Origin of the sequence: Burkholderia sp. BCC0405 (genome assembly GCF_902833075.1) — a bacterium.
Classification (GTDB): Bacteria; Pseudomonadota; Gammaproteobacteria; order Burkholderiales; family Burkholderiaceae; genus Burkholderia.
Genome location: NZ_CADFEO010000018.1, coordinates 49,812 through 69,947, shown reverse-complemented (window position 1 = coordinate 69,947; position 20,136 = coordinate 49,812). Strand labels below are relative to the sequence as shown.

Genomic DNA, 20,136 nt, shown 5'->3' with positions numbered 1-20,136 from the left:
ACGATGCTGGCATACATACTCAGGCGCTTGCTGCTGATGATCCCGACGCTGATCGGGGTTGTGACGATCACGTTCGCGGTGACGCAGTTCGTGCCGGGCGGCCCGGTCGAACAGGTGCTCGCGCAGTTGCGCCACGGCAGCGCGCGCGGCGGGGAGGCGGGCGGCGCAGGCGGCGGCTATCACGGCAGCCAGGGCGTCGATCCGCAGCAGATCGAGCAGATCCGCAAGCAGTTCGGCTTCGACAAGCCGCCGCTCGAACGCTACGTGCTGATGCTGAAAAGCTATGCGACGTTCGACCTCGGCCAGTCCTATTTCGCGCATCGCAGCGTGTGGGCGGTGATCCGCTCGAAGCTGCCGGTGTCGATCACGCTCGGGATGTGGACGGTGATCCTCACGTACCTGGTGTCGGTGCCGCTCGGCATCGCGAAGGCGGTGCGCAACGGGTCGCGGTTCGACACCGTGACGAGCGTGCTGGTGCTGGCCGGCTACGCGGTGCCGGGCTTCGTGCTCGGCGTGCTGCTGCTGATGCTGTTCGGCGGCGGCACGTTCTGGCAGGTGTTCCCGATGCGCGGGCTCACGTCCGACAACTTCGACGACCTGACGCTGATCGGCAAGGCGCTCGACTATCTGTGGCACATCGTGATGCCGGTGACCGCGTCGGTCGTCGGCAATTTCGCGATCGTCACGATCCTGACCAAGAACACGTTCCTCGAGGAAATCGGCCGGCAGTACGTGCTGACCGCGCGCGCGAAGGGCGCGCCCGAGCGCGACGTGCTGTGGAAGCACGTGCTGCGCAACGCGGCGATCCCGTTGCTCACCGGGCTGCCGGCCGCGTTCGTCGGCGCCTTCCTGAACGGCAACCTGCTGATCGAGACGCTGTTCTCGCTCGACGGCATGGGACAACTGTCGTACGACTCGGTGATCCGCCGCGACTATCCGGTCGTGCTCGGCTCGCTGTTCCTGTTCACGCTGATCGGCCTGCTGACCAAACTCATCGCGGATATCTGCTATGTCCTCGTCGACCCCCGCATCCAGTTCAACCGCCTGGACCACTGACCCGGCGTGCGTCGCGTGCGCGGCCTCGCCGTCGCCGTGGCGGCGCACGTGGCTGCGCTTTCGCGCGCAGCCGCTCGGGTACTGGAGCCTCGTGATCTTCACCGTGCTGTTCGCGCTCAGCCTCGGCGCGGACCTGCTGTCGAACGACCGGCCGCTGATCATGCGCTACGACGGGCACTATTACTTCCCGATCGTGAAGGACTATCCGGAAACCCTGTTCGGCGGCGATTTTCCCGCGATGACGAACTATCTCGATCCGTATATCCGCACGAAGCTCGAGTCGCACGGCAATTTCGCGATCTATCCGCCGAACCGCTATCGCTACGACACGATCGACTATTTCGCGTCGCGGCCGTATCCGGCGCCGCCGTCGTCGAGCAACTGGCTCGGCACCGACCAGTTCGGGCGGGACGTGCTCGCGCGGCTGCTGTACGGGTTCCGGCTGTCGGTGCTGATGGCGTTCGCGCTGACCGTGTCGGGCGTGCTGGTGGGCGTGCTGACGGGCGCGCTGCAGGGCTTCTACGGCGGCCGCACCGATCTGGTCGGGCAGCGCCTGATCGAGATCTGGAGCGCGTTGCCCGACCTGTACCTGCTGATCATCTTCGCGTCGATCTTCACGCCGTCGCTGTGGCTGCTGTTCATCCTGCTGTCGATGTTCGGCTGGCTCGTGCTGTCCGACTACGTGCGCGCCGAATTCCTGCGCAATCGCGCGCTCGACTACGTGAAAGCGGCGCGCACGATGGGGCTGAGCAATGCGCAGATCATGTGGCGCCACGTGCTGCCGAACAGCCTCACGCCGGTGATCACGTTCCTGCCGTTCCGGATGAGCGCGGCGATCCTGTCGCTGACGAGCCTCGACTTCCTGGGCCTCGGCGTGCCGCCGCCGACGCCGAGCCTCGGCGAACTGCTGCAGGAGGGCAAGAACAACCTGGATGCATGGTGGATCTCGATCGCGGCGTTCGCGGCGCTGGTGGTGACGCTGCTGCTGCTCACCTTCATGGGCGATGCGCTGCGCAACGCGCTCGACACGCGCACGCGCGGTTCGGCATTCGGCGGAGGGCGGTGATGACGCGACCGTTGCTGCAGATCGACGGGTTTTCCGCGCATTTCGGCGCGAACGCGGCCGTCCAGGACCTGAGCCTGTCGATCGGCCGCGGCGAGCGCGTGGCGCTCGTCGGCGAGTCGGGGTCGGGAAAGAGCGTGACTGCGCTGGCGATCCTGCGGCTCGCGCAGCAGGCGACGCTGTCGGGGCGGATGCTGTTCGACGGCGAGGATCTGCTCGCGAAGACCGAGCAGCAGATGCGCGGGATTCGCGGCGCCGATATCGCGATGGTGTTCCAGGAGCCGATGACGGCGCTCAATCCGCTGTATACGATCGGCAAACAGATCGCCGAGAGCCTGCGGCTGCACGAAGGGTTGCGCCCCGGCGACGCGCGCGAGCGCGGGATCGCGCTGCTGCGGCGCACCGGGATTCCGGAGCCGGAGCGCCGCATCGACAGCTTCCCGCATCAACTGTCGGGCGGGCAGCGGCAACGCGCGATGATCGCGATGGCGCTGGCGTGCCGGCCGCGCTTGCTGCTGGCCGACGAGCCGACCACCGCGCTCGACGTGACGGTGCGCCAGCAGATCGTCGACCTGCTGATCGAACTGCAGGAGCAGGAGGCCGCCGCGCGCGGGATGGCGGTGCTGCTGATCACGCACGACCTGAACCTCGTGCGGCGCTTCGCGCAGCGCGTGGCCGTGATGGAGAAGGGCGTGCTGGTGGAGACCAACACGACCGCCGAGCTGTTCGCGGCGCCGCAGCACCCGTATACGCGCCGGCTGCTCGACAGCGCGCCGCAACGGGCGCTCGAGCCGGTCGCCGCCGGCGCGCAGACGATCCTCGACGTGCGGCATCTCGCCGTCGACTACCGGATCGCGGCAAAGGGCTGGCGCTCGGTGCTCGGCAAGACGACGTTTCGCGCCGTGCACGACGTGCAGCTGAGCCTGAAGCGCGGCGAAACGCTCGGGATCGTCGGCGAGTCGGGCTCGGGGAAATCGACGCTTGCGGCCGCCGTGCTCGGCCTGCAGCGGCCGGCGTCGGGCGGGATCGAGATCGACGGCATGCCGCTGGCGTCGCTGCGCACGACGCAGGGCCGGCGCACGCTGTACGGCCGCATGCAGGTGGTGTTCCAGGATCCGTTCGGCTCGCTGTCGCCGCGCATGACGGTCGAGCAGATCGTCGGCGAAGGGCTGGGCGTGCACCGGCCGCAGGTGGCCGGCGACGCGCGGCGGGCGCGGATCGCCGCGCTGCTGCAGGAGGTCGGCCTGCCGGCCGAGGCGATGCTGCGCTATCCGCACGAGTTTTCCGGCGGGCAGCGGCAGCGGATCGCGATCGCGCGGGCGCTGGCGGTGGAGCCGGAGCTGCTGGTGCTCGACGAGCCGACGAGCGCGCTCGACGTATCGATCCAGAAGCAGGTGCTGAATCTGCTGACGAATCTTCAAAAGAAGTACAAACTCAGCTACCTGTTCATCACGCACGATCTGGCGGTGATGCGCGCGATGGCCCACCGGGTCGTCGTGATGAAGGCGGGGCGCGTGGTCGAGGCGGGCGAGACGCTCGACGTGCTGCACGCGCCGTCCCATCCGTATACGCGGGCGTTGCTCGCGTCGTCCATGCTGGCGCCCGAGCGCGGCCCGCAGCAGAGGCAAGAGAGAACCGATGATTGACGAGAACCGGGCGCCGGGCGCCCGAGCCGTGCAGGCGGCGCAGGCGTTGCGCAGCGACGCCGATTTCTGGTCGCTGCGCATCGTCGACGAGACGATCGACGAACATGCGGTGCGCAACGACGTCGCGCAGCCGTTTTCTCGGACCCGCGAGCGCGGCGCGATGCTGACGGCCTGGGCCGGCGCGGGCGCGGGCTATGCGGCGACGCCCGACCTGTCCGCGGCCGGGCTGCAGGCGGCGCTCGACATCGCCACCGCGCGGGCGCGGGCCAGCGCGCCGTGGGCGCTGGTCGATCATCGTCAGGCTGCGCGCCCGCAGGCGAGCGGCACGTATGCGTCGCCGGATGTCGACGCGGCGCTGCCGTCGCGCGCGGAATGGATCGAGCGTCTCGCGCACGAATGCGCGGCGGCGAACCTCGGCGCACGCATCGTCGAGCGCGCGGCGAGCGTGATGATCGTGCACACCGAGCAGTGCTACGTGACGAGCGACGGCGTGCGGATCGACCAGCGCTTCCGCTTCCTGATGCCCGAACTGCAGGCCGTTGCCCATGGCGACGGCGACACGCAGACGCGCTCGCTCGGCCAATCGGGCACGCTCGCGCAGGGCGGCATCGACGTGCTGGCGCGCTACGGCTTCGACGGCGCCGGCGCTCGTGTTGCCGACGAGGCGCTGCAGTTGCTCGCCGCGCCGAACTGCCCGACCGGCCGGCGCGACCTGCTGCTGATGCCGGACCAGATGATGCTGCAGATCCACGAGTCGATCGGCCATCCGCTCGAGCTCGACCGGATTCTCGGCGACGAACGCAACTTCGCCGGATCGAGCTTCGTCAGGCCGGAGATGGTCGGCCACTATCAATACGGCTCGCCGCTGCTGAACGTCACGTTCGATCCGGAGCCGACGACCGAAGCCGCGTCGTACGCGTTCGACGACGACGGCACGCCGGCGCGCAAGCAATACCTGATCCGCAACGGCGTGCTCGAACGGCTGCTCGGCGGGGCGCTGTCGCAGCAGCGTGCGGGCCTGCCGGGCGTGGCCAACTCGCGCGCGTCGAGCTGGAACCGCGCGCCGATCGACCGGATGGCGAACCTGAACGTCGAGCCCGGCGACCAGTCGCTCGATGCGCTGGTCGCGGGCACCGAGCACGGGATCCTGATGCGGACCAACACGTCCTGGTCGATCGACGACCACCGCAACAAATTCCAGTTCGGCTGCGAATTCGGGCAACTGATCGAGAACGGCCGGCTCACGCAGGTCGTCAAGCGCCCGAACTACCGCGGCATCTCCGCCCAGTTCTGGCGCAGCCTGCGCGCGGTCGGCGATGCGAGCACGTTCGGCATCTACGGCACGCCGTACTGCGGGAAGGGCGAGCCTGCGCAGATCATCCGCGTCGGCCACGCCGCGCCGGCCTGCGTGTTCGCCGGCGTCGACGTATTCGGAGGCGCGTGATGACGGGATTCGATCCGATGGCACGCCGTGGCGGAATCGACTGGTACGCGTATTTCACGCGGCTCGCCGAGGACGCGCAACGGCTGACGACGCCGGCCGAAACCGTGCTGCTCGGCTTCTCCGGCGAAACGTCCGATTTCATCCGCTTCAATGGCGGCAGGATTCGCCAGACCGGGCGCGTCACGCAGGGGCGGCTGTCCGTGCGGCTCGTCGACGGGGCGCGACAGGCGCACTCGACGCTGACCGTCTGCGGCGATCCGGCGGCCGACCTGCGCGAACTGGCGGACGCGGTTGCCGTGTTGCGCGACGGCCTGCGCGATGCGCAGGACGACCCGCACCTGCTGTTCGATACCGCGTCGTGGGTGCAGGAAACGCGCCGCACCGGGCGCCTGCCGGATGCGGACGGGCTCGCGCGAATCGTGGCCGAATGCGCGCGCGGGCTCGACTTCGTCGGCTTTTACGCGGGCGGCACGCTGGCGCGCGGCTTCGCATCGTCGACCGGCAGCCGCGGCTGGTACGAGGTCGAGAATTTCAACTTCAGCTGGTCGCTGTACGACCCGAGCGGCCGCGCGATCAAGACTGTCTATGCGGGCGACGACTGGAGCGATGCGGCGTTCGCGGCCCGGGTCGAGGCGGCCGCCGCGCGGCTGCCCGTACTCGGCCGCACGCCGAAGGCGCTTGCGCCCGGGCGCTACCGCGCATATTTCGCGCCGGACGCCGTTCACGAGATGACGAGCCTGCTCGGCTGGAGCGGCTTCTCGGCGCGCGCCGTGGCGAGCGCCCGCAGCCCGCTGCATCGCCTGTACGCCGGCGAGGTCGCGCTCGATCCGCGCGTGTCGATCACCGAGGATTTCTCGCTGGGCATCGCGCCGGCGTTCAACGCGGACGGCTACCGGCGCGACAGCGTGCCGCTCGTCGTCGAAGGGCGGGGCGCCGGGCAGCTCGTATGCGCACGCACCGCGCGCGAGCACGGGCGCACGCCGAACGGCGCGGACAACGCCGAATCGCCGCAGTCGCTGACGATCGCGGGCGGCACGCTCGCCGATGCCGACGTGCTGGCCGCGCTCGATACGGGGCTCTACGTCGGCAACCTCTGGTACCTGAACTTCTCGGACCCGATCGCCTGCCGGATGACGGGGATGACGCGCTTCGCGACGTTCTGGGTCGAAGGCGGGCGCATCGTCGCGCCGGTCGACGCGATGCGGTTCGACGACAGCTTCTACCGGCTGTTCGGGTCGGCGCTCGAGCAGCTCGGCGCGGCGCCGGCGCTGCTCGCGAACGACGACACGTACGGCGAGCGGGCCACCGGAGGCGCGCAGCTGCCGGGGCTGCTCGCGCGTTCGTTCGAGCTCACGCTGTAGCGCGTTCGCCGACACTCGCCGATGCCGTCATTCTTCATCGACCGTCCGGTATTTGCGTGGATCGTCGCGCTCGCGATCGTCGTCGCGGGCGTGCTGGCCATTCCGCAGCTGCCGATCGCGCAGTATCCGCGCCTGGCGCCGCCGCGGGTCGTGATCACCGCGTCCTACCCGGGCGCGTCGACCGAGACGGTCGATGCGGACGTCGGCAGCATCATCGAGGAAAGCCTCGACGGCGCCGACGGCCTGCTGTACTACGAGACGAGCAGCGACGGCCACGGCAACCTCGAGATCGACGTGACGTTTTCGCCGGGCACCGATCCGAACATCGCGCTCGTCGACGTCAACAACCGGTTGAAGCAGGTCGAGCCGCGGCTGCCGCAGCAGGTCGTCCAGCAGGGGATCGGCGTGTTCAAGGCGGCGAACACGTTCCTGATGCTCGTCACGCTGACGTCGACCGACGGCACGCGCGATTCCGCGCAGCTCGGCGATTACCTGAACCGTTACGTCCTGCGCGAGCTCAAGCGTGCGCCGGGTGTCGGTGCGGCCGAGCTGTGGGATGCCGACGAGGCGCTGCGGGTCTGGCTCGATCCGGTCAAGTTGCGCGAGTACGCTCTCGGCGCCGATGACGTGATCGCGGCAATCGGCGCGCAGAACGCGACGGTCACGGCCGGCGCGATCGGCGACGCGCCGTTCGTGCGCGGCCAGCAGCTCACCGCGACAGTCGTGGTCAAGGGCCAGCTTACGTCGCCCGAGGAGTTCGGCCGGATCGTGCTGAAGTCGAAACAGGACGGCTCGGTGGTGCGCGTGGCCGACGTCGCGCGCGTCGAGATCGGCCGCGACGACTATTCGTTCTATTCGCGGCTGAACGGCCGGCCAGCCGCGACGGTCGGCATCCAGCTCGGCCCGCGCGGTAATGCGCTCGAAACGTCGAATGCGATCCGCGCGCGGCTCGCGGAACTTTCGCGGACGCTGCCGCCGGGCGTGGCGGTCGAGATTCCGTTCGACGGCGCGCACTTCGTCAAGATCGCGATCCACGAAGTCGTGCTGACGCTCGTCGAGGCCGTCGTGCTGGTGTTCTGCGTGATGTGGCTGTTCCTGCGCGACCTGCGCTACACGTTGGTGCCGACCGTCGTGATTCCGGTCACGCTGATGGGCGCGTTCGTCGCGATGTGGGCGTTCGGGCTGTCGATCAACGTGTTCACGATGTTCGGCCTCGTGCTGGCGATCGGCATCCTGGTCGACGATGCGATCGTCGTCGTCGAGAGCGTGCACCGGGTGATGGAGGGGGGCGTGCCACCGCGTGACGCCACGCGCCGGGCCATGAAGCGGATCGGCGGGGCGATCGTCGGCGTGACCGCGGTGCTGACCGCCGTGTTCGTGCCGATGGCGTTTTTCCCGGGCAGCGTGGGCGGCATCTACCGGCAGTTCGCGGTCGCGATGATCGCGTCGATGCTGGTGTCGTCGTTCATGGCGCTGTCGCTCACGCCCGCGCTGTGCGCGAACCTGCTGAAGCCGGTCGCACGACACGATGGCGGCGCCGGCCGTACGCGGCGACGCGGCATCGGCGCGCGCCTGGCCGACCGGTTCGGTGCGGCCTTCGCGCGTGCCGAAACCGGTTATCGCCGTGTCGCCGTGTTTGCCGTGCGCCGCACCGGCGTGGTCGTAGCCGTCTATGCGGCGCTCGTGATCGGATGCGGGCTGCTGTACTGGATGATGCCGGGCGGCTTCCTGCCGACCGAGGACCAGGGCCAACTGCAGGTGATGATCCAGTTGCCGGCGGGCGCCACGCAGGCGCGCACGCTCGCGGTCGTCGAGCGTGTGGAGGCCATCCTGCACGGGGAGCCGGCGATCGCGAACGTGACGAGCGTGATCGGCTGGAGTTTCGCGGGCAGCGGGCAGAACGTCGGGATGGCGTTCGTGGAACTGAAGGACTGGGCGAAGCGCGACGTCGACGCGACGGCGTTGCGCGACCGGCTCAACGCGCGTTTCGGTGCGATCCTCGACGGCGATGTCGAAGCGGCGCTGCCGCCTTCGGTGCGCGGCATCGGGCATTCGGACGGCTTCACGTTCCGGCTCGAGGATCGCGGCGGAGTCGGGCTCGACGCGTTGAAGGCGGCCCGCGAGCAGCTTGCCGAGCGCGCGAAGGCCGATCCGTTGCTGTCCGCCGTGCATTTCGAGGACCTGCCGGACGCGCCGCGCATCGAGCTCGATGTCGATCGTGCGAAGGCGTATGCGCTCGGCGTGCCGTTCGAGCGGATCGCGGGGCTGCTCGGCGGCACGTTCGGCTCGAACTACATCAACGACTTTCCGGCGTCGGGCCGGATGCGGCGGGTGATCATCGAGGCCGATCCGGAAGCGCGTGCGACCGATACGCAGCTGATGGCGCTGACCGTGCCGAACCGCACCGGCGACATGGTGCCGCTGTCGGCCATTGCCGCGCCGCACTGGACGATCGGGCCGGTGATGCTGAACCGGTACAACGGTTATCCGTCGCTCGACATCAGCGGCCGGGCGGCGACCGGCACGAGTTCCGGCGCGGCGATGGCGGAGATGGAGCGGCTTGCCGGTGCGCTGCCGGCCGGGATCGGCTTCGACTGGGTCGATGCGGCGCGCGAGGAGCAGATCGCCGCGCGGCAGACGCCGCTGCTCGTCGGGCTCTCCGTGCTCGCGGTTTTCATGGCGCTGGCCGCGCTGTACGAAAGCTGGACGATTCCGCTGTCCGTGCTGACGATCGTGCCGCTCGGCATGATCGGCGCGATCGCGGCGGCGCTCGCGCGCGGCATGCCGAACGACGTGTATTTCAAGGTCGGGATGATCACCGTGGTCGGGCTGGCGGCGAAGAACGCGATCCTGATCGTGCAGTACGCGCGTGACCTGGCCGGGCGCGGCGTGCCGTTGCGACAGGCGGTGGTCGATGCGGCCGCGGCGCGCTTCCGGCCGATCGTGATGACGTCGATGGCGTTCCTGCTCGGGGTCGTGCCGCTCGTGCTGGCGACGGGCGCGGGCGCGGAAAGCCGGCGGTCGATCGGCACGGGCGCCTTCGGGGGCGTGCTGGCGGCGACGATGTTCGGGCTCGTGTTCGCGCCGGTGGCGTTTCGGGTTGTCGCATCGGTGGGCCGACGTGGTCGGCGCGCGGGGACGGCCACGCACGATGCGCGTCGGGTGGAGACGGTTCGGGAGTGAGCGGGCGCGGTGGCGGCCGCGCTCCGTTAGTCTGCAGGAGGCTGCTTACGATCCAGCTTCGATGGATCGAGGTTCTCCGGCGTGCCGGAAACCGACCGCTGCAAACCAACGGAAGCACTGCGACGAAGTGTGGCGATCGTTGCGCGATCAGCGCCAGTATTGCTCGACCCACTGGCAAACCTGTTGCCACTCGGCGGATTTCATGTACGCCAGGGTTTCCTGCTCCAGCTCCGGCACCTTTTGCCAGTCGTCCAGCCCGATCGATTGACCGAGAACGAAATTGCCTCGCCGGTAGTGCGTATTCAGTATCTGCTCGGCCTGTCGTGCCGCGATCGTTGCCGTCGTATCCATCGTCATCCCGAGCAGCGCCGCTGCCGGCACGCCCCGGTATTCGAGCGGCCACAGCCAGGTCGAAATGCCCCAGTTCAACGGATTGCCGACCGCGTTCGGGAGAATGCCCTCGGGGCTGGTTCCGGTGCCGAGGGACAGCAGGCGCGCATCATCCAGATTGCTTGTGCGGCCGCTGGCCAGCGCCTCGGCAATGGCGGAGATGGAAGGATTGTTTGCAAATACGCCACCGTCGGCGAAATAGCCGAGCCCGGCGATTTCGTAAGGCGGGAAATACGTCGGCGCGGCCGATGTCGCCAGTGCGGCGTCGACGCCGCCGATGTTGCGATAGGCGTTGCCATTTCCGTTGGAGAAGGTACACGGAGCCCAGCTCTTGGTCTGCGGATCCCACAGGCGCGCCGAATTGATCGCGACGAAGCGGGACAGATCGGTCAGCTTGCGGTTTCCGAGCAGCGACCTGGCTATCTCCAGCAGCCCGGTGTTGACATACTGGCATGCGGTCAGGCCGGGTCCAGCCAGGACGGCAGTTTGTTCGAGCGCTTGCTGTTGCGCCAGCCACGCCGGGTTTTTCCGAAAGATCACCGGACCCTTCGTCCTGTAGATATCGACGATTTCGGAAATGGACGCGCCGCGCGCCAGCCCCAGGGCGATCAGGCCACCCGTGGAGGTACCGGCAAAGCCGTCCGCTCGCTCGATGATCCGGCTGCGCCGATCGAGGTCCTGGATGAGCAGGGCGGTGATCAATCCCCGGATACCGCCGCCATCGCAACTGAGAATCTTGAAAGTCATCGTGCTTCCCCTTTTGTGGTGGGATTGAAGATGAAAGCTCAGCCCGGCAGGCATCCCGCCCGGGCGGCGGAAAATGGCGCGGTATTGGCGAATTCGGAAAAGGTCCCGTGCGGCGTGTTTTCAATTGGATTGCGATTCATTTTTTCACCTTAACCTTGAAGAGGCTGGATGTTTCCCCGTGCCTTCGAATAACAGTCGCATGCGCTTCGGACGCATGGAGCACCGGCATCGTCAAAGGCCGCGATGCCGGCGAATTCCGTCGTTCTCCGATCCGGTCGGGCGATCGCAGATCGGCCGCGATGGTGCCTAGGCCGGACGCCGCCGCGTCGGCCGGGGCATGCCGGAACGTTGGTTCGTCGAATACCCGGTTTTTAATGGTTTACCGGAAACCGGGAGGCGTGAAATGTGCTGTCCGTGAAAAATTTCACCGTTTTTGATTTTTCGGGTTGGTCATGGGATTCCCGTCGAAGAATCAAAGGTCTTGCGTATCTTTTTTATTATCAATCGTTTTGACACTAGTGATTTATAGGAAATGGAATGGCGGATGACAAGGGATTTGAAGAAGGTTAAGTGAATGGCGCGTTGGCAACGCCGTGACAAATTTCACCGACCGGCTGCCGCCTCCGCAGCCGGTTCTCGCCCGCGATGCGCTCAAGGCCCCTTATATTTTTGACTTCCTTGGTCCGACCGAGAATGCCCAGGAGCGCGACGTCGAACGTGCGCTCACTCAGCACATTACAAGTTTCCTTCTTGAACTGGGCGCCGGGTTCGCATTCGTTGGACGTCAGTACGGGCTTGAGGTCGGCGGCGATGAGTTTTCATCGATCTGCTCTTCTGCCATCTAAAGCTTCGCTGCTATGTCGTCGAGCTGAAAACGACGCCGTTCCACCAAACATTACGCGGCCGAATTTCAGCGCAAACTGCACAGCTTGCTCGGCCATGAGCAGATCGTCACACAAGGCTACGGTCGGTACCTGCTGATCAAACGCCTCGATGATGAGGAATAGACTGTTGTGGCGCGCTTTGCCGAACTCGCCCGCAATCGTTATAGTGCCGCCTTTCGCAGCCACACTGGACGATGGGAGCCGCTGCCGGGCACAGGTTCGCTCGACGAGATGGCCGACGTCGTCGTCACGCTCCTGCAGCCTTATTTGCAGCCGGATAACTATTAAAGCTATTTGACGGATGTTGTACTAGCTCCGATACCAGATGGAGACGCGCCGAGCTGTCGCAAGCAACTCGTCGGTAGGGGGCGACGTTGGCCAGTCAAAATAGCACTTGACGTTCACTTTTTACGTTATATGCTTTCCAGTCGATGCGAGTAATTTGCATGGAAATAAGCAATCAGTTTGTCGATGATTTCTCGTATTGTTTCAGTTTTTGCGGGGCATACCTCGCGACGCTGCCTGCGATTAAATCGGTAGCATGATTTTTTATGAAATTTCACTTGAAAATCTCAGAAACTGCCCGAACAAGCGAGGCCGCCTCTCAGCTCGTTACTTTTCAACCTTTGGAGAGCCGACATGCCATCTATTGCCAAGATCCTCTTTCTGACTTTAATGGCCTGCCTTGTTTTTAACGGAGAAGCTGGCGCCGCTCAAAAGTCTTTCTGCTATTTCCACCACAATTGCCCCGCTGACGGAAAGCTGCCGAAAGGTCAACCGCCGGGGCAATACACCAAACAGCAGTGCAAGAATGGTGGAGGTAAGAGCTGGGGCGATGGCCCAACGAGCTGCGAGAACGTGAACAAATGAGAAGGTCGGAGCCCGGTGTCAATGAACAATGCGAGGGGTGGTTCTCGCTGCCGGATCTCCCTCTTGATTTTGCTGCGTTCTACCGGGGTAGACGGATCCCGGGCGGCAACGCTTGCCGCTCGCCCAAAACAGAGACTGTGCGATGTCGATCGCAACGGGGGTAAGCTTCATATGGGCCTTCGGCGTTGTCAGGTTGCATGACCCGCCGGATAAGATGGCGCGACGAAGAAATCGAAATCGCTCCATCACGGTCATCGTTTCCCGGCGGGTGTCATCGGCTGCGCTGTTCGATGGTATTTCCGCTTCTCGTTGAGCCCGCGCGACATCGAGGAATTGCTTTTCGAGCGCCGCGTGATCGTGACATACGAAACGATCCGATGCCGGTGCGACAAGTTTGGTACGAGTTCTGCTCATCGAGCGAAAGCGGTGCGACGCAAACCGGGAAGTACGTGGCAGCTCGACAAGTTGACGCTGCCGCCAGCGCTGCGTTAGCGGCTCAAGTGCCTACGCGCCAATGACGAGGCGCTGGCGTTCTATCGCGCGTACCTGCTCAGCGGCGTCAGCGCGCCTTCGCCGCCGAGGATGATCCACTTGACGAGATCCGGCAGCGATTGCGGAATCGAATCGGAGAACGGGTAGTTGTACGGCTGCGTGACGGGGCGTGACGGGGCGGGACAGCAGGGGCTTGCTGGGTGTCGAGGTCCAGACCTTGGGCCATGGGCACGTCGTGAACGGGAACCAGAGCGCTTCGAGCCGGCCCGCCCGATCGAGAAACGATGCGACGGTGCGCCGCTGCCCGGCGTTGGCCGAGAACAGTTCGGAGGCCAGAATGTCGATGTGGCTCTGGCAGCGCAGCCGCTGGATCGGTCCGGCCATCAGCGTGACCTCGACGACGAACGCCCGGCCGATGTGCGTGAGGAATGCACCAATGTCCGGATCGTTGCGCTGAGCACGTATTGCCGGCTGGCGGGATCGAACACGACTGCGGTCAGCGCGAGCACCAGGTTGCTCAGCGAACCGTAGGTGTGGCCGGGCTTCAGGGTTTCGCCGACCGCGGGCACGGGGTGCCGTGCGCGTCGATCGCGTGCGCGTCGCCAAGCGTAATGTCACCCGGCGCGGGCACGGCGACGAAGCCGAGCCCGTAATCCTCGAGCTTCGCGAGCAGCGTGTCCAGCGAGATGCCCGTTTGTGCGGTGACCCGCGCCGGGCGCGTCGACGTATCGACGGACACCGCGGTCAACGACTGCGCCGTGTCGGGCAGCACGACGTTGGCGGGGGCGGCGCCCGGATCGGGCGTCAGCGGCGACCCGTTGTGCATGTGGCCGCGCGGGCGTACCCGATAGCCGTTGGCGCGCGCCCAGTTGACCGTCGCAACGACATCGTTGGCGGAGCGGGGCGCGGCGGTCCACACGTCCTGCACGACGATCTCGCCGCTCCAGTTCCGGAATGCCTGCCTGTAGAGCGGGATGTCGGCGGGGAAGCCGGGCGGCGTTGCGCCGGCCGACGCCGCGTGCGCCGCAACCTGATAGATCGGCGTCCAGCCGGCAACGCCGCCGGCTGCCGCGAGCTTGGCTATGTCGGCGAGGAACGCACGACGCGGCGTGGTTTCGTCTCGGAAATGGTGATTCATGCTCTGCTCCAACGCTTGAAATGGTTCGAAGATCGAAGGCAATGCGTGGCGACCGCGAATGGCGCCGGTTCGGCGGAATGGATGCGCATGACGAATCGCGCGTTGACTGGCCGGGATTGAAAACAATGCATCCGTGAATATCTCGCGGCGCGTCGCCATGGTTGCCAATCCATAACCGGACGGTTGCCGTGACGTTTGGCTGGCGCGGGCGTGACGGTGCCATTTCCGGCGTTCGCCGGATAATGAAGTGTTGAAAATTCCTGGTTTCAGATTTTTGGATAATTAAATAAATTTCGAGCTATTTTCAAATAATCCAATGATTCCATGATTGCGGCGAGCAAAGGTTGGCAACTTGCATTCGTTGCAGCAAGCAATCTGGAGGCGGAATAAGGTCTCTCGTCGGTGGCGGATTGAAGTATCTACGATCGTGATTGTTGCGATTCCAGGAATATCCTGAGCAACCGTTTTCGATGCGCGCCATGAAATGGCGGTGTCATATTCATCGGAAATGCTGTCCACGTCGTCTCCTCGAGCTGGGGCGAGTGAGCGAATCCGCGCCGCTAGCCGTCTGGAATGCACATCCGGCGGCATGATGGATTGAAACGATCATTGAATGATGCGAAACAGTTGACCGAAAAACCCTGATTTTCCACGTTTCAGATAGTGCGCGGAAATGACGGCATTCGGCGATTACCGTGTCGAACCGCTCACTGTGGCGCGGATGGTCGCTCATCTGAGCTGCCGGATTTTACCGAATTCAATCGCGGGAAACGGAGGGTTTTCAAGTCCGAACGCAGTCAGGGCGCGCGCACGGCTTTCGGATTCTCGGAATTCGCCGGCCGGGTAGTTCCGTTGTATAAGGCTGGCGATTTGCCAAATGCAAAAATTAAAATTTTCGCTATCATGACCGACTGAGATGTGCGCAATTAAAATTTAATGAGAATAATTGTTTCGTTTTGCGGAGGCGATTTCCCCCTGGCTTGCCAGGTAGCGGCCGATCGGCAAAGCCCGGTGATGGAAGCGGTCGCGCCGGATTTTCGCGGCATTTGCCAGTAACGATCGTTGATCAATGCGACGCCATCTCCATGGCGTCGCCGAATACGGAGGAAACATCGTGTCTGCTTCACGCTTGTCATCGGGCTTGTCGATCGTCGATGACGGGGCCGCGGTCGCCGCGCCTGAAGATCGGTCGTACGCGCACGGCGTATTCTGGATCGCCGGATATGCACGCTTGAGCGACGGCGCTCGGCACGTCTCCGAGCATCTCGGCGCGGGCTGGCGCGTATGCGAGCTGGACGCCGATCCTGCGGGCAATCCATCGCTCGATATGCCGCCAACTGTCGAATGGCTCGCCACGCGCCTGCTCGAACGCATCGTCGCGCTCCAGCCGCGCGGGCCGTACCGGCTCGCGGGATGGGCCTCCGGCGGCCTGCTCGCCTACGAAGTGGCGACCCAGCTGACCGGGCGGGACGAGACCGTCGAGTTTCTCGGCATCGCCGATGCGTCGCTGGCTGCGGCGGCCGCGGCCGCCCGGCCAGGGCAGGCCGCCGATGCGGCGCCCGGCGTGCGTCTCGTCGAACTGGTGGCAAGCGGCTGCGGTGCGGCGCATGCGCGCGACCTGCGCCGGGCCGAATGGCTGCGGCTGTTCGACGGCGAAGCGGGCGCCGCCGCCGGCGCGCGCGCGATCGATCCGCGTGACCTGTTCGAGGACGCTGCCACGTCGGACTTTGCCGGGATCGCATCCCGGTGCCGCGACGCGGGGCTGCTGCCGGCCGGGTTGCGCGGCCTGAGCGATGCGCAGTTGCAGCGCTGGCTCGACCGCTGGGCGGCGCTCGATCACGCATTCGCGCACTACGAGCCGTTTTCGCTGCCCCTACCCGTTCACTGGTTCGAGCTGCGCAACGCCGGCGCGGACGCCGCGACGTTGCCGGATCGCGCGGACGGCTGGGCGGCGCGGCTCGAGCCCGGCATGTGCCGCGTCGTTGATGTGCCGGCACGGCACGTGGCGGCGGGCGGCGTCGCGCCGGCGCTCGGCCGTGCGATCGCGCATGCGCTGCAGTGCGAGCGCCACGCACAGCCGCTGCAGACGAGCTATCTCCCGCACCTGCCGATCCAGCGGGGGACGCCCGGTTACCCGCCCGTCGTGCTGATTCCGGGCGCGGGCGACAACGTCGCGACGTTCCTGCCGTTCGCGATCGCGGTGGAGCGGGGCTGGCCGATGCACGGCCTTCAGCCGCGCGGCCTCGACGGCGTGCTTGCGCCGCATGCGAGCGTCGCCGCGGCGGCGGCGGCGTACCTGCCGGTCGTCGAACGGCTGGCGGCCGACGCGCGCGAGCCGGTGCATCTGATCGGCCATTCGTTCGGCGGCTGGGTCGCGATGGAAATCGCGTGCCGGCTGCAGGCGGGCGGCCGCCCGCCCGCGTCGCTGACGATCGTCGACACCGAGGCGCCGGCGTCCGCCGGCCGGTTGGGTCGCCAGTACACGTTCGCGAGCGTCGTGTGGAATCTCGTGCATGCGCTCGAACAGGCCACCGGCCGCTCGCTCGGCATCGAGCGCGACGCGCTGTTTCGCGCGGACCGACGCGGGCAATGGGCGATGCTCCATCGCGGGATGGTCGACGCCCGCATCATCCGCGGCGGCTCCGGGCCGCGCGACGTGCAAGGCATCGTGCGCACCTACGGGACGGCGCTGCGCACCGCGTACCGTCCGGCCGGCGTCTATGCCGGGCGCGCGACGCTGGTTCTCGCCGCCGACTGCGACGACCCGGCGCGCAGTTTCGCGCCCGACGACGTGCTGTCCGGCTGGCGGCGCTTCGCGCCGCGGATGGCCCTGTGGCGCTGTCCCGGCAATCACTACACGATGATTCGGCCGCCGTATGTCGAGCGCTTCGCGCAGTGGTGGCAACAGGCGGTGCGCGGCGGCGCAACGGGTGCGGCTTGAGCTGCACCGGTGGCGCGCCGCTGCCTTCAGCATGCAATACAAGGAGGGCGTCAGATGGTCGAAGTCTTCGCGAACCTCGGCAAGGTGATTTCGAGCGCCGGCAGCGAGCGGTTCGCATCCGACATGCCGTGCTGCTGGCCGAGTCGATTCCGCTCGCGATCACCGGGATCACCGAATGGACGCTAAACGAGCCGGCGGGCAAGGTCGTCGACGTGCAATCGCTCGGCGCGTCCGGCGCGCCCCGCGACGACCTGCGGATGGTGCCGCCCGCGGAGCAGGTCGAGCGGGATCCGGCCGGGCATCCGCCGGTGAGCTGGATCGTGTCCGCCAGCGACCGTCAGTTGATTCACATCAACCCGCGCGCGCGGCGCGGCAACGTGTTGCCGCTGCGGCGGGGCGGGCGCGGGATTCCAGTGTCATCTCGTGTCGCGCAAGGCCAATCGCCGCTACGTGATCTCGCTGCATCGCACGTCGTCGCATCGCGACTTCTCGTTGCAGGAAATGTCGTTCCTGAAGAACTTCGCCGATACGCTGCTGCCGCTCGTCGAGTGGCATGCGTCGACGTGGCGGCATGGCGCGCTGGCATGCGTGGCGCCGCGCGATCCGGCGACAGGCGCGCCGGGGGGGGGCGAGACGCTGCGCCGCGAGTTCGAAGCGCGGCTCGCGCGCGTCGGTCGTGCTGTCGGCGCGCGAAAGCGAAGTGTGCCTCGGGCTCCTGACGGGCAAGATGCTGCGCGAGATGGCGGACGAGCTCGGCGTGAAGGAAGGCCCGGTCGAAACCTGCATCAAGCGCGCGGCGGTCAAGCTCGGCATCAGCGGGCGGCACGGGCTCACGAAATGGATGATCGACGATAGCGCGCCGTGCGCGTCGGCCGCCTGACGGACAACGGCGGCGCAAGCGCGCCGACGCGGCCAACGCCGCTCGGGGCGCGCGTTTTTGTCCCGGCTTTCCGTTGCAGACATCGCGGCGCAGCGGTGCTTCAATCGACTTGCCGGGCTGAGCGCCGGCATGCCTCTTCCATCATCGACCGCCTGGAATCCCTTCATGCACGACTCGACCGCTGCCGTACTGGACGACTCGACCCTCGACTTGCGCGTGTTCGGCACGATCCGCGCGTTCCGGCACCTCGCCACGAGCCTGCCGGGGCCTGTTTGCCTGTGTCTGTTCGACGATAGCGCGGATCGCCCGGCGTCGGGCGCGCACGACGCGCAGCGCATCGTCGCGCAGGCGTTCGCGCGCATCGGCGCGAGCGATGTGCGGTTCGATCCCGACGGCGCCGCGCGTCTTTCGTCGTTCGAACTGCTGATGAGCCGGCGCATCAGCGCGGCGTTCGATTACCGGTACGACCACTTCGGCACGCCGGAACGGCTGGCCGGCGCGCAGCGCGCCGCGGACGACTTCGATTTCGATGCGCTGAGCGCCGGTGTCGAGCGCGTGCGGATCGCACGCGAACCGGGCGTTGCGCTGTCCGCGTATGCGGGCTCGCGGCGCGACCGGTCCGCGGTCGTGCTCGCGTTGCCGTGCGGGATGCCGCTCGACCTGTGCCAGCGCTGGTTCGATGTGCTCGCCGAGCGCCACTTCGTGCTGACCTGGGAGACGCGCGCGCTGTTCGGCGCGTGCGACGCGTTCGACGCGGCCCGCACCGGCGTCGATGCACAGGTCGACGACCTGTTCGCGGTGATGGATCGCTTCGACGTCGACCGGGCGCACCTGATGGGCATCTGCGGCGGCGCCGTCGTCGCCCTGCAGGCGGCGCTCGCGCAGCCGGCGCGGACGGCGTCGCTGAGCCTGTGGTACGGCGACTACAACCTGTCGGACGACGCGCTGCGCACGAAACATCAGCGCAACTACGCGTGGCTGATGGAAGCCGCCGCGCAAGGGCGCGCCGTCGCACAGGATCTGCAACGCATGTTCGCCGATTCGTCGACGCTCGTGACCGTGGCCGCCGAGATCGCGCACGCGGCGCTCTATCCGTATACGAATGCGGAACTGATGTACCGGTATGCGAAGCTGAGCGATGCGCTCAACAAGGTCGACGCGCGTGCGCTGCTGCCGCGCGTCAGCGTGCCGACCCTCGTCGTCGCGGGTGAGGACGACGAGGTCGCGCATTGCGGCGGATCGGTGTTCGTCGCCGGCAGGATTCCGGGCGCGCGACTCGAGGTCGAGGTAGGCGGCAGCCATCCGAAGCTGTTCCGCGCGACGGCGCTGTCGGCGTCGCGCGCGCTGCAGTTTCTCGCGGACCACGCGTGACGCGCGAAGCGCGGCCCGTGGGCCGCATCGGTCGAAGCTGACAGGCACGACTCCGGGGTAACAGCCCCATAGCGCCTTTTGAACATCCTCTCAGGCGTCGATCAGCGGCGACGCGCGGTCGAGCCGGAGCAGGCCGTCGCCTGCCTCGTCGGGCATCCAGCGGGCGAGCCCGTGACGCCCGCCGAAGCCGAGCTTGACCGCCGCGCGCTTCAGGTAGGTCTCGACGGCGCTTTCGCGTAGCGCGAAGCGCCTGGCGATGGCGGCCGCCGAGTCGCCGGAGAGAAGCGCCGTGCAGCCTCGATCTCCCGCGTCGACAGCTTGACGCCGGCTTGCCGCAGGCGCTCGGCGAACCGTCGCGCGAGCCGCTCCCGGCCGGTTTGCGTCGCCGCGGGCGCGTCGGCGGTGGCGTGGGCGGCCGGCACGTCCGAATCGAGCGCCGCGACGTGGCTCGCGACGATCGGAAACCGCAACGAGCATGACGCGGCACCCGGCTCTGCCGGCGGCCTGCCGCACGACGGATGGGATGGATGGTCGGGCGAACGTGCGTGGCCAACGTGAACGGGCCCCGGCTGCCGATGTGATTCAAACACCCGGCCGCATCGGCGTCTGTAACGGATAGCCGGGACAGGCGCTGAATGACCGCCGGGCCGCCGGCACCCCGGCGACGGTT

At 66.9% G+C, this 20,136-nt stretch carries 13 protein-coding genes and 4 pseudogenes; 13 read left to right on the top strand and 4 right to left on the bottom strand.

Annotated features, from left to right (window positions below; genetic code table 11):
* Nucleotides 1–3 precede the first annotated feature (3 nt).
* Genes HWX36_RS26350 through HWX36_RS26325 form a run of 6 tightly spaced genes read left to right on the top strand, consistent with a single transcriptional unit; the run spans nucleotide 4 to nucleotide 9,753 of the window.
* On the top strand, nucleotides 4–1,056 hold the full coding sequence (locus HWX36_RS26350) for an ABC transporter permease subunit (protein WP_175956103.1): 1,053 nt from the start codon (nucleotides 4–6) through the stop codon (nucleotides 1,054–1,056).
* Nucleotides 1,010–2,122 carry an ABC transporter permease gene (locus HWX36_RS26345; RefSeq protein ID WP_175956101.1) on the top strand — a complete coding sequence of 371 codons (1,113 nt, stop codon included), beginning with the start codon at nucleotides 1,010–1,012 and terminating at the stop codon, nucleotides 2,120–2,122. The genes HWX36_RS26350 and HWX36_RS26345 overlap by 47 nt, the downstream gene beginning before the upstream one ends.
* Nucleotides 2,122–3,765, top strand: a complete 1,644-nt coding sequence (locus HWX36_RS26340; protein ID WP_175956099.1) for a dipeptide ABC transporter ATP-binding protein — start codon at nucleotides 2,122–2,124, stop codon at nucleotides 3,763–3,765. Before HWX36_RS26345 ends, HWX36_RS26340 begins: the two co-directional genes overlap by 1 nt.
* Nucleotides 3,758–5,209 carry a TldD/PmbA family protein gene (locus tag HWX36_RS26335; RefSeq protein ID WP_175956097.1) on the top strand — a complete coding sequence of 484 codons (1,452 nt, stop codon included), beginning with the start codon at nucleotides 3,758–3,760 and terminating at the stop codon, nucleotides 5,207–5,209. The genes HWX36_RS26340 and HWX36_RS26335 overlap by 8 nt, the downstream gene beginning before the upstream one ends.
* A complete protein-coding gene (locus tag HWX36_RS26330; RefSeq protein WP_175956095.1) occupies nucleotides 5,209–6,570 on the top strand; it encodes a metallopeptidase TldD-related protein in 1,362 nt (453 codons plus the stop codon). Before HWX36_RS26335 ends, HWX36_RS26330 begins: the two co-directional genes overlap by 1 nt.
* A gap of 21 nt (nucleotides 6,571–6,591) precedes the next feature.
* Nucleotides 6,592–9,753, top strand: a complete 3,162-nt coding sequence (locus HWX36_RS26325; RefSeq protein ID WP_175956093.1) for a multidrug efflux RND transporter permease subunit — start codon at nucleotides 6,592–6,594, stop codon at nucleotides 9,751–9,753.
* Nucleotides 9,754–9,900: 147 nt separating this feature from the next.
* Here the strand turns inward: HWX36_RS26325 and HWX36_RS26320 are convergent, their stop codons facing one another.
* On the bottom strand, nucleotides 9,901–10,890 hold the full coding sequence (locus HWX36_RS26320) for a patatin-like phospholipase family protein (RefSeq protein WP_175956091.1): 990 nt from the start codon (nucleotides 10,888–10,890) through the stop codon (nucleotides 9,901–9,903).
* A 578-nt stretch (nucleotides 10,891–11,468) separates the two neighbouring features.
* Between HWX36_RS26320 and HWX36_RS26315 the strand changes: the two are divergent.
* The 4 genes and pseudogenes from HWX36_RS26315 to HWX36_RS37355 all read left to right on the top strand — a co-directional run.
* Nucleotides 11,469–11,776: pseudogene (locus tag HWX36_RS26315) on the top strand (PDDEXK nuclease domain-containing protein); the annotation flags it as partial.
* Between the two features lie 127 nt (nucleotides 11,777–11,903).
* On the top strand, nucleotides 11,904–12,062 hold the full coding sequence (locus HWX36_RS37360) for a hypothetical protein (protein WP_244136519.1): 159 nt from the start codon (nucleotides 11,904–11,906) through the stop codon (nucleotides 12,060–12,062).
* 351 nt (nucleotides 12,063–12,413) lie between these two features.
* The gene (locus HWX36_RS26305; protein ID WP_175956089.1) at nucleotides 12,414–12,644 is read left to right on the top strand and encodes a hypothetical protein; all 231 of its coding nucleotides are present in this window, start codon (nucleotides 12,414–12,416) and stop codon (nucleotides 12,642–12,644) included.
* A gap of 273 nt (nucleotides 12,645–12,917) precedes the next feature.
* Nucleotides 12,918–13,019 (top strand): annotated as a pseudogene (locus tag HWX36_RS37355) (IS6 family transposase); the annotation flags it as partial.
* Nucleotides 13,020–13,195: 176 nt separating this feature from the next.
* Here the strand turns inward: HWX36_RS37355 and HWX36_RS26300 are convergent.
* Together HWX36_RS26300 and HWX36_RS26295 are read right to left on the bottom strand one after the other, a co-directional pair.
* Nucleotides 13,196–14,274: pseudogene (locus tag HWX36_RS26300) on the bottom strand (cholesterol oxidase substrate-binding domain-containing protein); the annotation flags it as partial.
* A 282-nt stretch (nucleotides 14,275–14,556) separates the two neighbouring features.
* Complete coding sequence (locus HWX36_RS26295) at nucleotides 14,557–14,793, bottom strand: hypothetical protein (protein ID WP_175956087.1); 237 nt, start codon at nucleotides 14,791–14,793, stop codon at nucleotides 14,557–14,559.
* A gap of 595 nt (nucleotides 14,794–15,388) precedes the next feature.
* Here HWX36_RS26295 and HWX36_RS26290 point away from each other — a divergent pair.
* From HWX36_RS26290 to HWX36_RS26280, 3 genes and pseudogenes are all read left to right on the top strand, one after another.
* Complete coding sequence (locus HWX36_RS26290; protein ID WP_244136518.1) at nucleotides 15,389–17,215, top strand: alpha/beta fold hydrolase; 1,827 nt, start codon at nucleotides 15,389–15,391, stop codon at nucleotides 17,213–17,215.
* Between the two features lie 54 nt (nucleotides 17,216–17,269).
* A pseudogene (locus HWX36_RS26285) lies at nucleotides 17,270–18,095 on the top strand (LuxR C-terminal-related transcriptional regulator).
* Between the two features lie 165 nt (nucleotides 18,096–18,260).
* Complete coding sequence (locus HWX36_RS26280) at nucleotides 18,261–19,466, top strand: alpha/beta hydrolase (protein ID WP_175956085.1); 1,206 nt, start codon at nucleotides 18,261–18,263, stop codon at nucleotides 19,464–19,466.
* A 90-nt stretch (nucleotides 19,467–19,556) separates the two neighbouring features.
* On the opposite strand, the gene HWX36_RS26275 is transcribed toward HWX36_RS26280, so the two are convergent.
* Nucleotides 19,557–19,943 carry a hypothetical protein gene (locus HWX36_RS26275; protein ID WP_244136517.1) on the bottom strand — a complete coding sequence of 129 codons (387 nt, stop codon included), beginning with the start codon at nucleotides 19,941–19,943 and terminating at the stop codon, nucleotides 19,557–19,559.
* Nucleotides 19,944–20,136 lie beyond the last annotated feature (193 nt).